Annotated in this window: 11 protein-coding genes; 6 read left to right on the top strand and 5 right to left on the bottom strand. The window is 71.9% G+C overall.

All coding sequences use genetic code 11. The features are described from left to right. Window positions 1–130 precede the first annotated feature (130 nt). A complete protein-coding gene (locus AB0I15_RS24485; RefSeq protein WP_358099658.1) occupies window positions 131–1,180 on the bottom strand; it encodes a LacI family DNA-binding transcriptional regulator in 1,050 nt (349 codons plus the stop codon). Between the two features lie 211 nt (window positions 1,181–1,391). Between AB0I15_RS24485 and AB0I15_RS24480 the strand changes: the two genes are divergently transcribed. The 4 genes from AB0I15_RS24480 to AB0I15_RS24465 all read left to right on the top strand — a co-directional run bounded on the left by AB0I15_RS24480 (window position 1,392) and on the right by AB0I15_RS24465 (window position 4,930). Further along, on the top strand, window positions 1,392–2,270 hold the full coding sequence (locus AB0I15_RS24480) for a sugar ABC transporter permease (protein ID WP_358099655.1): 879 nt from the start codon (window positions 1,392–1,394) through the stop codon (window positions 2,268–2,270). 2 nt (window positions 2,271–2,272) lie between these two features. Then, window positions 2,273–3,193 (top strand): carbohydrate ABC transporter permease, encoded by a 921-nt coding sequence (locus tag AB0I15_RS24475; protein ID WP_358099652.1) that lies wholly within the window; start codon window positions 2,273–2,275, stop codon window positions 3,191–3,193. A gap of 36 nt (window positions 3,194–3,229) precedes the next feature. Then, window positions 3,230–4,573 (top strand): sugar ABC transporter substrate-binding protein, encoded by a 1,344-nt coding sequence (locus AB0I15_RS24470; protein WP_358099649.1) that lies wholly within the window; start codon window positions 3,230–3,232, stop codon window positions 4,571–4,573. 180 nt (window positions 4,574–4,753) lie between these two features. Next, the gene (locus AB0I15_RS24465; RefSeq protein WP_358099646.1) at window positions 4,754–4,930 is read left to right on the top strand and encodes an RICIN domain-containing protein; all 177 of its coding nucleotides are present in this window, start codon (window positions 4,754–4,756) and stop codon (window positions 4,928–4,930) included. Between the two features lie 62 nt (window positions 4,931–4,992). Here the strand turns inward: AB0I15_RS24465 and AB0I15_RS24460 are convergent, their stop codons facing one another. Both AB0I15_RS24460 and AB0I15_RS24455 read right to left on the bottom strand, forming a co-directional pair. Further along, window positions 4,993–7,032 carry a beta-galactosidase gene (locus AB0I15_RS24460; protein ID WP_358099643.1) on the bottom strand — a complete coding sequence of 680 codons (2,040 nt, stop codon included), beginning with the start codon at window positions 7,030–7,032 and terminating at the stop codon, window positions 4,993–4,995. A gap of 88 nt (window positions 7,033–7,120) precedes the next feature. Further along, window positions 7,121–8,206 (bottom strand): LacI family DNA-binding transcriptional regulator, encoded by a 1,086-nt coding sequence (locus AB0I15_RS24455; RefSeq protein ID WP_358099640.1) that lies wholly within the window; start codon window positions 8,204–8,206, stop codon window positions 7,121–7,123. A 148-nt stretch (window positions 8,207–8,354) separates the two neighbouring features. Between AB0I15_RS24455 and AB0I15_RS24450 the strand changes: the two genes are divergently transcribed. Both AB0I15_RS24450 and AB0I15_RS24445 read left to right on the top strand, forming a co-directional pair. Further along, window positions 8,355–10,214 (top strand): DUF2264 domain-containing protein, encoded by a 1,860-nt coding sequence (locus tag AB0I15_RS24450; RefSeq protein WP_358099637.1) that lies wholly within the window; start codon window positions 8,355–8,357, stop codon window positions 10,212–10,214. A 43-nt stretch (window positions 10,215–10,257) separates the two neighbouring features. Then, window positions 10,258–11,958: a serine protease gene (locus tag AB0I15_RS24445; protein ID WP_358099634.1), complete on the top strand. Its 1,701-nt coding sequence runs from the start codon at window positions 10,258–10,260 to the stop codon at window positions 11,956–11,958. 23 nt (window positions 11,959–11,981) lie between these two features. On the opposite strand, the gene AB0I15_RS24440 is transcribed toward AB0I15_RS24445, so the two are convergent. Both AB0I15_RS24440 and AB0I15_RS24435 read right to left on the bottom strand, forming a co-directional pair. Further along, window positions 11,982–13,025, bottom strand: a complete 1,044-nt coding sequence (locus AB0I15_RS24440) for an alcohol dehydrogenase catalytic domain-containing protein (RefSeq protein WP_358099631.1) — start codon at window positions 13,023–13,025, stop codon at window positions 11,982–11,984. After that, the gene (locus AB0I15_RS24435; RefSeq protein ID WP_358099628.1) at window positions 13,026–13,805 is read right to left on the bottom strand and encodes an SDR family oxidoreductase; all 780 of its coding nucleotides are present in this window, start codon (window positions 13,803–13,805) and stop codon (window positions 13,026–13,028) included.

The following is a 13,805-nucleotide window of genomic DNA, read 5'->3' as shown; positions in this document are numbered from 1 at the left end:
TCGGTACGAAAAGGCGCACCAGGTCACCGCGGCCCTGGCGGGCTCGGCCACTGGGAGTTCGTCCTGCCGGTCGTCACGTGCCATGTCGCCTGGCGGGGCCTCCGGCCACCGCCCAGCAGTGCCGTCCTGATCACTTCCCGGGGGCGGCGGTGCTGCTCCGCACGACCAGCCGGGTCGGGACGAGGTCGGTGCCCGGCTGCGCGAGCCGGTTCTCGCGGATCTGCCGCAGGACCCGCCGCACGCACCTCTTGCCCACCTCCGCGAAGTCCTGGTGCACGGTGGTCAGGGGCGGGACGAAGAAGGCGGCGTCGGGGATGTCGTCGAAGCCGACCACGCTGACGTCGCCGGGCACCGCCCGGCCGCGCTCGTGGAAGGCGCGCAGCACCCCGAGCGCCATCTGGTCGTTGGAGACGAACACCGCCGTGCACTCCGGCTCGTCCGCGAGAGCGAGACCGGCGGCGTAACCGGACTCGGCCGACCAGTCGCCGTGCAGGGGCGCCGGCACCGGCCGCCCGGCCGCTTCGAGCGTGGCCCGCCAGGCCAGGGCCCGGCGCTCGCCGGCGAACGACGTGCGGGGCCCGGTCACGTGCCAGACCGTCCGGTGGCCCAGCTCCAGCAGGTGGTGGACGGCCAGCCGGGCCCCGTCGGCCTGGTCGGTGTCGACGACGCTGTAGCGGTCGCCGGCGTCGGAGTCGACCACGACCACGTGCGCGCCCGGCGGCAGGGTCACGGTGCCCGCGTCGAGCAGGTGGATCTCGATGATGACGATGACCGCGTCCACGGCCAGCTCGCCCATCCGGGTGAACGCGCCCAGCACGTTGTCCTGGGTCGGCACGTCGATGGGGATCAGCGTGATGGCGTAACCCTCGGCGGCGGCGTGGGTGGCGATCGCCTCGACCGTGCGGCTGTTGCCGGTGGAGGCCAGGCTGAACAGGATGACGCCGATCGTGTTGAACCGGCCGTAGCGCAGGGCGCGGGCGGCGCTGTTGGGCCGGTAGCCCAGCTCGCGCATGGCCGCCAGCACCTGCTCGCGGGTCGAGTCGATCACGCCCGGGTGGCCGTTGGACACCCTGGACACGGTCTGGGACGAGACCCCCGCCAGCTTGGCGACGTCCGCCATCGAGACGCGCTGCTTGCGGCGCTCGCCCGGCACGCCCGACCCGCCGCGGCGCGCGTTCATCGCTTCCACTCTGCCTACCTTCGGACGGCCGTTGACGTCGGCGAACCCTTGACGACCCGGGTGGCCGGTGCCACGATACCGCACGGAAGTTTACGTAAACATAACTCCGGATCACCTCCGAAAACCTTTGGCCAGCGGTATCGGAAAATCTCTGCCGAGCAAAATGTTCACGTGAACATCGCGTTCGAGCCGGTACGGGAGGAGTGGACCGTTGGTAGCGACACCGAGGCGGCGATCATGGACGGGCTGGCGGTTCGTCGGGCCGTTCATGGCGGTGTTCGCGCTCGTCTTCCTGGCGCCGATCGCCTACTCGATCCATCTGAGCCTGTTCCGCACCCGGCTGATCGGCGGGACCAGCTTCGTCGGCCTGGACAACTACCTCAAGGCGCTGAGCGACCCGCAGTTCTGGTCGGCCTTCGGCAACGTGGCGCTCTTCCTGGTCGTGCAGGTCCCGATCATGCTCTTCCTGGCGCTGCTGGCGGCCCTGGCGATCGACAGCGGCCGGCTGTACGGGACGAGCTTCTTCCGCATCGCGGTCTTCCTGCCCTACGCCGTGCCCGCCGTGGTCGCCACGCTGATGTGGGGCTTCATGTACGGCACCCAGTTCGGCCTCATCGGCAACCTGAACGAGACGTTCGGGATCGCCCTGCCCGACCCGCTGTCGGCAGACCTGATCCTCGCCTCCATCGGCAACATCGTGACCTGGGAGTTCGTCGGTTACAACATGCTGATCATGTACTCGGCGCTCCGCGTGGTGAACCCGTCCCTGTACGAGGCCGCGGAGATCGACGGCGCGAGCCAGGTGAAGATCGTCTTCGCGATCAAGCTCCCCGCCCTGCGCGGAGCCCTGCTGATCGCCACGATCTTCTCGATCATCGGCAGCTTCCAGCTCTTCAACGAGCCCGCCATCCTCAAGGACCTGGCGCCGAACGTGATCACGACCTACTTCACCCCGAACTACTACGCCTACGAGCTGTCCTTCTCCGGCCAGCAGTTCGACTACTCGGCGACCGTCGCCATCGTCATGGGCCTGATCACCATGGTCATCGCCTACGTCGTCCAGCTCCGCGGCATGCGGAAGGAGGTCTGACCGTGACCGCCACCGCCCGCGAGCCCCACGCGCGAGCCGGACGGGGGCCGCTGGTGATCCGCCACCGGCGCCCCAGGCGGCGGGGCCGGCGCAGCGCCACGCTGACCGTCCTGACCGCGATCATGCTGGTCTACACGCTGCTCCCGCTGGTCTGGCTGGCGATCAACGCGACCAAGACCCAGGAGGGGCTGCTCGGCTCGTTCGGCCTGTGGTTCGACGCGGACTTCGCCCTGTTCGGCAACATCGCCGGCACCTTCACCTACAACGGCGGCATCTTCACCCGCTGGCTCCTCAACACCCTGCTCTACGTGGTGCTGGGCGCGGGCGGCGCGACGCTGCTGGCCACGGTCGCCGGATACGGGCTGGCCAAGTTCGACTTCCCCGGAAGGAAGGCCGTGTTCGCCGTGGTCATCGGCGCGGTCGCGGTGCCGGGCACGGCGCTGGCCGTGCCGACGTTCCTGATGTTCTCCAGCCTGGGGCTGACCAACACCCCGTGGGCGATCATCATCCCGTCGCTGGTCTCGCCGTTCGGGCTCTACCTCATGTGGACGTTCGCCGCCGACGCCGTGCCGAACGAGATCCTCGAGTCGGCGCGCGTGGACGGGGCCAGGGAGTTCCAGACGTTCTTCCGCATCAGCCTGCCGCTGCTGGCCCCCGGGATCGTCACGGTCCTGCTGTTCACGGTCGTCGCGACGTGGAACAACTTCTTCCTGCCGCTGATCATGCTGAAGGACCCGGCCTGGTATCCGCTCACCCTCGGCCTGCACAGCTGGAACGCCCAGGCGTCCACCACGGGCGGCGAGGCGATCTTCAATCTCGTGATCACCGGCTCGATGCTCACGATCGTCCCGCTGATCGCGGCGTTCCTGCTGCTCCAGCGGTACTGGCAGTCGGGCCTGGCCGCCGGGAGCGTCAAGGAATGACCGGCGCCGCGCCTGCTCATGATGAAAGGGACATTCATGACGACAACCCGCCGCCGCGCCCTCCTGGTGGGCGCGGCACTGTCGGTATCGCTGATGGCCACCGCCTGCGGCTCACCCGGTGACGGCGGCTCAGGGGCCGCGCCGGCCACGAGCGGCTCGGCCACCGACGTCGAGGCCGCGCTGAACGCCGGCGGCACCATCACGGTCTGGGCGTGGGAGCCCACCCTGAAGCAGGTGGTCACCGACTTCCAGGCCAAGTATCCGAAGGTGAAGGTCAACCTGGTCAACGCCGGCAGCGGCAACGACCAGTACACCGCCCTGCAGAACGCGATCAAGGCCGGCTCCGGCATCCCCGACGTCGCCCAGATCGAGTATTACGCGCTGTCGCAGTTCGCGCTCGCCAAGTCGGTCACCGACCTGACGGCCTTCGGCGCGGACAAGCTGGAAGGCACCTTCACGCCCGGTCCCTGGGGCTCCGTGCACTCCGGCACCGGCATCTACGGCCTGCCCATGGACTCGGGGCCGATGGCCCTGTTCTACAACAAGGAGGTCTTCGACAAGCACAAGATCGAGGTGCCGGCCACCTGGGAGGAGTACATCGCGGCGGCCAAGAAGCTGCACGAGGCCGACCCGAAGGCGTACATCACCAGTGACACCGGCGACGCCGGCTTCACCACCAGCATGATCTGGCAGGCCGGCGGCAAGCCGTACCAGGTCGACGGGACCAAGGTCGGCATCGACTTCGCCGACGCCGGCACGCAGAAGTTCACCTCCGCCTGGCAGCGGCTCGTCACCGAGAAACTCGTCGCGCCGATCGTCGGGTGGAGCGACGCCTGGTACAAGGGCCTGGGCGACGGCACCATCGCCACCCTCGTGATCGGCGCCTGGATGCCGGCCAACCTGGAGACCGGCGTCAAGGCCGGGTCCGGCAAGTGGCGGGTCGCCCCGATGCCGCAGTGGGAGAGCGGTGGCAAGGCCACGGCCGAGAACGGCGGCAGCTCGCTGGCCGTCCCCGAGGCCAGTGCCGGCAAGGCGCTCGCCTACGCCTTCCTCAAGTACGCCGGAGTGGACGAGGGCGTGCAGACCCGCCTGGACGGCGGCGCGTTCCCGGCCACCACCGCGCACCTCGACTCCGCCGAATTCAAGGACAAGAAGTTCCCCTACTTCGGCGACCAGCAGGTCAACCAGGTCCTCGCCGAGTCGGCGGGCCAGGTCGTCAGCGGCTGGTCGTACCTGCCGTACCAGGTCTACGCCAACAGCGTCTTCAACGACACCGTCGGCAAGGCCTACACCGGCGGCACCACTCTGCAGGACGGTCTGAAGGCGTGGCAGGACGCCTCCGTCAAGTACGGCCAGGAACAGGGTTTCAGCGTTCAGTAGCTCCCGGCCGTGTCCCGGTCCTGCCGTCTGACGGGCGGCAGGACTTCGTACCCCCCGCGAAGGGACGACCATGCCGAACGTCTCCTCAGGTCGCGCACTACTCGCCGCACTACTCGCCGTACCGATCGCCGTGCTCACCGGCGCGCCTCGCGGACGATCCTGGACGAGTTCGGCTCGCCGATGACCACCGGCCTCAACCACAACGACGCGGCGAGCACCGACAACTTCGTGCGCTATCTGCGCGGCGTGGGCTCGGGCCGCTGCCTGGACGTGCCGGGCGCCTCCCGGACGAACGGCACGCAGCTCACGATCTACACCTGCACCGGCGGCGCCCACCAGCAGTGGCGGACGAGCTGACCCGACCGGGGCCGGTCGGCGCGACCGGCCCCGGAACACCGCGACCGGCCCCGAGCGCGTGGTCAGGAGCCGTGCGGGCGGCGCAGGACGCACACCTGCCGCGGGCCCAGCCGCAGGTCCGCGGCCAGGCACGGCCCGTGGAGGACCTCGCCCGCCACGCCGTCCACGGCCACGCTCTCGTCGGTGCGGTTGATGAGGAACCAGTAGTCGGCGTCGTCGCCGGTCCGGACGGCCAGCTCGACCGCCCCGGCGACGGCGGCCGGCAGCTCGGAGCGCACCCCGCTCGCGGCCAGGAACCGTGCCAGCACCGGCCCGAGACCGGCGGGGCCGAGGCGGGTCGAGACGTAGGACGCCGAGCCGGTGCCGACCGGGCGCGTGGTGATGGCGGGCCGGCCCGCCTGGTCGCCGGAGGTGTAGCTCGCGACGACCTTGACGTCGGAGCCGGTGACGTCGATCCGGTCGCTCCACAGCGTGCCGGAGACGCCGAGGTCGAGCTCCACGCGTTCGCCGTCGCGCAGCGGGCCGAACTCCTCGATCCGCAGGCCGAGCAGGTCGCGGAACGCGCCGGGGTAGCCGCCGAGCCACACGTGGTCGTGCTCGTTCACGATGCCGGAGAAGTAGGTGGTGACGAGATGGCCGCCGCCGGTCACGTACGCGGTGAGCCGGTCGGCCAGCGCCCGCGGGACGACGTGCAGGATCGGAGCGATCACCAGGTCGTAGTGCGCGAAGTCGCGGGCCGGGCCGATGACGTCGACACGCACCCCAGCCGCCGCGAACGCCGCGTGCCAGTCCAGCGCCTCCTGCCGGTAGCGCAGCCGGGACGTGGGGTGGGAGTCCAGCTCGCTCGCCCACCAGGAGTCCCAGTCGAACACGATCGCGGCGGCGGCGCGGCGGCGGCGCGTGCCCGCGACCGGGGCGAGCGCCTCCAGGGTCGCGCCGAGGTCCACGACCGAGCGGAAGAGCTCGCTGTCGGTGCCCGCGTGCGGGACCATCGCCGAGTGGTACTTCTCGGCGCCGCCCGCCGACTGCCGCCACTGGAAGAAGCACACGGCGTCGGCCCCGTACGCGACGTGGGTCAGCGAGTCGCGGGCCATGCCGCCGGGCTTCTTGGCGGTGTTGATCGGCTGCCAGCTCACCGCGCTGGTGGAGTGCTCCATCAGGAACCACGGCTCGCCCCCCGCCAGCCATCCGGTCAGGTTGGCCGAGAACGACAGCTCGTCCCGGTCCTGGTCCAGCAGGTAGTGGTCGTTGGAGACGAAGTCGATCTCATGGGCCCAGTCGGCGTAGTCCATGCCCTTGGTGTCGCCCATGACCATGAAGTTCGTGGTGACCGGGATGCCGGGCGTCAGCTCGGTGAGCACGGCGCGTTCGGCCCGCAGGTGGTCCTTCAGCGCGTCGGAGGAGAAGCGCTTGAAGTCGAGCTGCTGGGTGGGGTTGGGGTAGGAGGCGGCCAGGCGGGGCGGGAGGATCTCCTGCCAGTCGCCGTACGTCTGCGACCAGAACGCCGTGGCCCACGCCCGGTTCAGCTCCTCCACCGTGCCGTAGCGCTCGCGCAGCCAGGTGCGGAACGCGGCGGCGGCGTCGTCCGAGTAGTCGTGGACGTTGTGGCAGCCGAGCTCGTTGGAGATGTGCCAGGCGGCCAGGGCCGGGTGCGCACCGTAGCGCTCGGCCATGGCACGGACCAGGCGCAGGGCGTGCTCGCGGAAGATCGGCGAGGTCGGGCGCCAGTGCTGGCGGGCGCCCGGCCACAGCGTGCGGCCGTCGTGGTCGACCGGGAGGATCTCCGGGTGCGCGGTGGTCAGCCACGGCGGCGGGGACGCGGTGGCGGTCGCCAGGTCCACGGCGATGCCGTGGGCGTGGAGCAGGTCCATCACCTCGTCCAGCCAGTCGAACGTCCACCGGTCCGCGCGCGGCTGGAGCCGCGCCCACGAGAAGATCGCCAGGGAGACGATGTTCACGCCGGCGTGGCGCATCGCCCGGACGTCCTCCTCCCAGACCTCGCGGGGCCACTGCTCCGGGTTGTAGTCGGCGCCGAAGGCCAGCCGCCGGCCCGTGGTCTCCGGCGGCCGGCCCAGCCAGCGGGGCCCGTTGATTGCTGTCACTACCGCTCCTGCCTGTCAGCACGTCAGGCCGATGTTTACGTAAACATAGGGTAGCCCAGAGGCCGGCGCGAAGGCAGGCCGGCTCGCCTCACCCGGCGGGCGGCGCGGCTCTCAGCGGGCGGACCGAGTCGCGGACGATGATGTGGGTGCCGAGCAGGACGTGGTCGTTCATGCCGGCCCTGTCCTGGCGGTGTTCGAGGGCGAGGCGGACGGCCGTGCGCCCGAGTTCCTCGTGCGGGACGTGCACGGTGGTGAGGTCGATGTCGGCCGCCGGGGGCAGGTCGTCGAAGCCCACCATGGAGATGTCGTCGGGGACGCGCAGCCCGTGCTCGCGCAGGGCCTGGCGGGCGCCCGCCGCGATCAGGTCGTTGCCCGCGAAGACGGCGGTGAAGTCGGGCGGCCCGGCCTCGAGCCGCCGGCGGATCATCCGGTAGCCCTCGCTGCGCTCCATCGTGCCCTCGACCTCCAGGCCGGGGTCATGGGGGACGTGATGGTCGGCCAGCGCGCCGCGGTAGCCGGTCATGCGGGCGTCGGGGGTGGTGTAACCGTCGCGGCGGCCCAGGAACAGGATGCGCCGGTGGCCGGCCGAGAGCAGGTGGCTGGTGATGGCGTAGGCGCCGCCGACGTTGTCGTACTCGACGACCAGGGCGGGCACGCCGGGGCCCAGGGCGGGGCGGCCGCACAGGACCAGGCGCGAGCCGGCCGAGGCCAGCGCGCGGGCGTATTCGCCCATGCGCTCGCGGTAGGCCTCGTCGTTGACCACATTGCCGACCAGGATCACGCACTCGGCGTGCTCCTGCCGCATGAGCTGGACGGTGGCGAACTCGCGCTCGGGGTCGCCGCTGGTGGTGCCGACGATGCAGAGCTTGCCCTCGAGCGCGGCCTGGGTCTGCACGCCCTGCGCGACGTGGGCGTAGTGCGGGGAGATGACCGAGTTGACGATGATGGCGACGCTGCGGCTGCTCGCCCCGGCCAGCCCGCGCGCGTTGGCGTTGGCCACGTAGTCGAGCTCGCGGACCGCCTTCATGACCTTGCCCCGGGTGGCGGGCGCGCTGGGGTAGGTGCCCGACAGGATGCGGGAGACCGTGGCGACGGACACGCCCGCGTGCGCGGCCACGTCACGGATCGTGGTCGCCCGCCGCCCCTCGTCCCCGGACGCCGCTCGCCGAACCATCCCGCCTCCGCGAAACACAGTGAAACACATGGGTAAACCGCTTACACGCGATGGTTCCGGCCGGTCCACGCGGTGTCAAATCCCGCCGGGCGACGCCTTTTCGCCGTAACGTTAAAACGGTTACTGCCGATGGCCTAGGATCCGTTTCATGTCTCTGCGTCTCCCGCCGCCTGACGAACGACTGTCCGGCCACACCGGCTGGACCCGGGCGCACTGGGAGGCCGTGGCGGACCGGCTGCTGGAATCCGTGGTGCCGTACGCGAGCGAGGGCTTCGCCCAGTTCCGGCTGCCCGGCCGGGCGAGCAGGTCGGGGCCGGTGAGCGACGGGCTGGAGGGCTTCGCCCGCACGTTCCTGCTGGCCGCCTTCAGGATCGCCGGCGCCCGTGGCGAGGTGCCGCCCGCGCTGCTGGAGCGCTACGCCCGCGGCCTGGCCGCCGGGACCGACCCGGCGCACCCGTACGCGTGGCCGGCGCTGACCGACATGTCCCAGCAGCTCGTCGAGGCGGCCTCGATCGCGCTCGCGCTGCACGAGACCCGGCCGTGGCTGTTCGACCGCCTGGCCCCGGCCGATCGGGAGCGGGTGGTGGCCTGGCTGGCCGGGTTCGCCGGGCGGCGCACGCCGGACAACAACTGGGTGCTGTTCCGGGTGGTCGTCGAGCAGTTCCTGGCCGAGGTGGGCGGGCCGCACGCACCCGACGAGATCACCGGCGGGCTGGAGCGGATCGAGGACTGGTACGCCGGCGACGGCTGGTACTCCGACGGCAAGGGCAAGAACTTCGACTACTACTGCGGCTGGGCGCTGCACCTCTATCCGTCGTTGTGGGCCCGGATGGCCGGCGATACGGCCAGGCAGGAGCTCTACGCGGCCCGCCTGCACCGCTTCCTGACGCAGTACCAGCACTTCTTCGCCGCCGACGGCGGGCCGCTGCACCAGGGACGCTCGCTGACCTACCGCTACGCGACGGTGGCCCCGCTGTGGCTGGGCGCGCTGACCGGTGCCTCGCCCCTGCCGCCCGGCCGCACCCGCCGCATCGCCAGCGGCGTGCTGCGCCACTTCACCGAGCGCGGCGCGCCCGACGAGCACGGCCTGCTCACCCTCGGCTGGTACGACCCCTTCCTGCCCATCGCCCAGGACTACTCGGGCCCGGCGTCGCCGTACTGGGCCAGCAAGGCGTTCCTGGGCCTGCTGCTGCCGCCTGAGCACCCGGTCTGGACGGACGCCGAGGAGGCAGCCCCGATCGACCGGGCCGACCAGGCGATCGCCATGCCCGCGCCCGGCTGGCTGCTGCACGCCACCCGCTCCGACGGCGTCGTACGGCTCGTCAACCACGGCAGCGACCGCGACCGCGTCCAGGACCCGGACGGCGAGCCCGACCCGCACTACCTCAAGTTCGCCTACACCACCCACACGGGCCCCGAGGTGGGGGAGAAGGCGCGGGGCGTGGACAACCACCTGGCCGTCATCGCCCCCGACGGCACCACCTCACTCAGGCGGCGCATCGAGCCGCTGGCCGTGTCCGACCGGTTCGCCGCCTCGGCCTACCGCGACGGCCCCGTGCGCGTGGTGACCGCCTCGGTCGTCGACGGGGCCGCGGAGATCAGGATCCACCAGGTCACCGCCCCCGCCGGCCACCAGGTGCGGGACGGCGGACACGCCCTGGCCGCGCGGGGCCCGCTCGACGTGCGCGAAGGGGAAGCCTTGGCGCTGGCCCGGCGCCCCGACGGGCTGACCAGCGCCGTGCGCGGCCTGCACGGTTACACGGACGCGGGGCTGGCGACGGCGGAGGGCGCCAACGCCTTCGGCCCGCACTCGGCCACCCCCTACGCGCTCGCCGACGCCCACCCGGGCGGCACCGCGCTCTACGTCAGCCTGGTGTGGCTCGCGGGGGAGGAGCCGCCGGAGCCGGGCGTGCGCGTCGAGGGCGACGTGGTGGTGCTGGCCCTGCCCGGCGGGGCGACGGCGACGATCCGGATGAGCGGCGTCCCCGGGTGCGAACGCTCCCAGTAGGCTCCAAGCCACCAACAAGCGCGCTCCCTCAGCATGTCCGGATGTGAGCGGTAATTTCAAGAAGAGGTCGCGCAAGATCGCCGCGGCTGCGGCGGCCCTCCTGGCGGTCGCGCTGCCCGCGTCGCCCGCAGCGGCCGACGGCGCCCCCGATGAGCGGCCGGAGGTGCCCGTCGGCACCTGGCTGGCCGCGCGTACCCAGCCCGCGGTCCAGTTGACCAGCCTGACCTACACCGGCACGGTCGCCGTGCCGACCAGCACGATCAACCAGGCCACCTTCGACCGGCTCGTCGAGCAGGCCACCGTCGCCGTGACGGAGGGCAAGATCTCCTCGGACGAGCGCAGCATCGCCAAGTGGCTGTTCCAGCGGATCGCGGCCGACGTGGACACCTACCTCACCGCGACCACCCCGGAGCGTGAGGTGGAGGCCGAGGTGGGCGGGCTGTGCACCGGATGGTGGGTCACCCCCGACGGCTACATGGTCACCGGCGCCCACTGCGTCCAGGTCGGCGAGACCGAGCTGAGCCGGTTGTTCGCGCAGCAGGCGCTGGCCAGGTTCAACGAGCAGGACGCCAAGGAGATCATCAGCGGCCTGCGGGGGATCGAGGCCGACGAGGAGATCGTCAAGCTCGCGCAGCAGATCTACGTCACGTTCAACACCGGCCACATGAAGATCCGGGACCTGCGGCAGAGCCTGTCGGTGGTCCAGAGCCTGCCGGGCGGCGGCGTCGACAAGACGGCCAAGCCGGTTCCCGCCGAACTGGTGTCGGTCGGCGAGAGCTATCCGGGCAAGGACTTCGCGCTGCTCAAGGTCAACGGGCAGCAGAACCTGCCGACCGTGCCGCTCGGCGACGACGCGGACGTGCGTACCGGTGACACGCTCTACATCAGCGGGTTCCCGGGGCTGGTCACGAACACACCGTTCTTCAGCCTGGAGTCGAAGCTGGAGCCGGCGCTGACCGAGGGGCCGTACAACGCCAAGCGCACCACGCAGACCGGGGTGCCCTACATCCAGACCCAGGCGCCCTCCTACCACGGCAACTCCGGCGGGCCGGTGTTCGGCAAGGACGGCAAGGTCATCGGCATGCTCATCGCCGGCACGGTGAGCGAAGGCGGTGAGGCCTCGGAGAGCGAGAGCTTCGTCCTGCCGGTGAGCATCGTCAAGGAGAAGCTCGGCGAGAAGAACATCAAGCCGGGCCAGGCCGTCACGACGACGCGGTACAACGAGGCGCTCGACGACTATTTCCGGCGCCACTACTCGGCCGCGCTGCCGAAGCTCCGCGAGGTCCAGGCGCTGTTCCCGAACCATCCCTACGTGGCCAAGTACATCAGCGACTCCCAGCAGGCGATCTCGGCGGGCAAGGACGAGACGCCCAGCCCGATCCTGCTGTGGGTGCTGATCGGCGTGGGCGCGCTGGTCGCCCTCGTGGTCGCCCTGGTGCTGGCCAGGGTCCTGGTCAAGGCTTCGCGCAGGCGGGGCCGCCGGCGTTCCCGGCCCGACTCGCCCTTCGCCGCGCCCTCACCCGGCGGGTACGGCGCGGTGCCCCCGCCCCCGTGGCAGCGGCTTCCGGTCGCCGCCCCGTACAACGGGCACGTCCAGTACGAGGTGCAGCCGCCGCCCGGCGGCGACGAGACCCGCGCCGTCCGCTACGGCCAGTTCGCGTCCCCGGCGGAGGGCAGGGCCGACCTGGAGCGGCAGATCGCCGACCTGCGGCGGCAGCTCGGGCAGCGACCCCCGGACGCGTGAGGCCGCACGGTTCGGGCGCCCGGTCACCGGTCCGGGGTGAGCGACAGCAGGACCTTGCTCGACCGCCGGGCGTCGGCCGCCTGCCGGAAGGCCGCCGGCGCGGCGTCGAGCCCGTGGACAGAGGTGATGACGGGCGCGAACCGCCCGGCGTACCGGCTCATCATCGACAACGCGGTGGGCATCTCGTGGTGGAAGCGGCTCGACCCCGCCAGGGTCAGCTCCCTGGTGACCGCGAGGTGCAGCGGCGCGGTGACGCCGTCGGGCGGCAGGTGCCCCACGGCGACGAGGATCCCGCCCCGGCGCAGCGCCTGGAGCGCGGTCGCCAGCCCCGCCGCGGACCCGGAGGACTCGATCGCGACGTCGGCGGGCGGCACCGCCGCGTCGCCGTCCGCGCGGACGATGTGGGTGGCGCCCACGCGCAGGGCCTGCCGGAGGGGCGCGTCGTGCAGGTCGGCGGCCGTGACCGTGGCCGCCCCCTCGGCGCGGGCGAGCGCGGCGCTGAGCAGGCCGATGGGGCCGGCGCCGACCACGAGCACGTCGGCGCCCTCGACGCGGCGGCCCGCCTGCAGTACCCGGCCCAGGCCGTGCAGCGCCACCGACGCGGGCTCGGCCAGGGCCGCCGTCCTCAGGTCGAGCCCGTCGGGGATGGGGACGAGGCGGTTCGCGGGCACGACGAGCCGCTCGGCGAAGCCGCCGTCCGTGTGCGGGCTCCGGGCGGCGCTTCCCAGATAGCGCAGGTCGTCACAGAGGTTCTGCTCCTCCCGCAGGCAGTGCGCGCAACGTCCGCACACCCGCGACGGGTGCACGGCGACCCGGGCGCCCGCGGGTGGCCCCGATCCGTCGGCGGCCGGCTCGGCGACGACACCCACCACCTCGTGCCCCAGCACCATGGGCGCGCGCAGGACGGATTCGCCCACCCGCCCCTCCCGCCAGTAGTGCAGGTCGGAGCCGCAGATCCCGCCGTAGACGACCCGGACCACGGCCTCGTACGGCCGGGGCTCCGCCAGGGGACGGGTCTCGACCCGCATCTCACCGGGACCGGCGACGACCAGCGCTTTGACGTCCATTCAGAGCACCGCCGTCATGCCGCCGTCGACATAGATCACCTGGCCGTTGACGAAGTCCGCCGCCGGCGAGGCGAGCCAGATGGCGGGGCCCACGAGGTCGTCGACGCGGCCCCAGCGCCCCGCGGGTGTGCGCCCCGTGATCCAGCGCGTGAACTCCGGGTCCGCCACCAGCGACGCGTTCAGCTCGGTGTCGATGTAGCCGGGCGCGAGCCCGTTGACCTGGATGCCGCCGGGCGCCCACTCGGCGCACATCACCCGGGTGAGCCCGCCGAGCCCGCTCTTCGCGGCCGCGTACGGGGCGGTGGAGGCGCGGACGAGGTGGTTCTGGACCGAGCAGACATTGATGATCTTGCCGCTGCCGCGCGGGAGCATGTGGCGGGCGAACGCGCGGCCGACCACGAAGCCGCTGGTGAGATTGGTGTCGATCACGTGTCTCCAGTCGTCCATCGGCATCTCGGTGAGCGGCCCCCTGATCTGGATGCCGGCGTTGTTGACGACGATGTCCGGACAGCCGTGCGCGCCGACGATCTCCTCGCACGCCCGCTCGACCGCCGCCGGGTCGGTGACGTCGAAGGCGGCGGCCAAGATGTCCCGCCGCCCGAGCTCGTCGCGCAGGGCCGCCGCGCCGGCCTCGACGCGGGCCGGGTCGCGGCCGTTGAGCAGCACGCGGGCGCCCGCGAGCGCGTAGCCCCTGGCGATCGCGTGGCCGATGCCGCGGCCTGAGCCGGTCACCAGGGCCAGCCTGCCGGTGAGGTCGAACGCCGGGTTCGCGGTCGGCAT

It is taken from the genome of Nonomuraea sp. NPDC050643 (assembly GCF_040654715.1).
GTDB lineage: Bacteria > Actinomycetota > Actinomycetes > Streptosporangiales > Streptosporangiaceae > Nonomuraea.
This window is presented reverse-complemented; position numbering and strand designations above follow the sequence as displayed.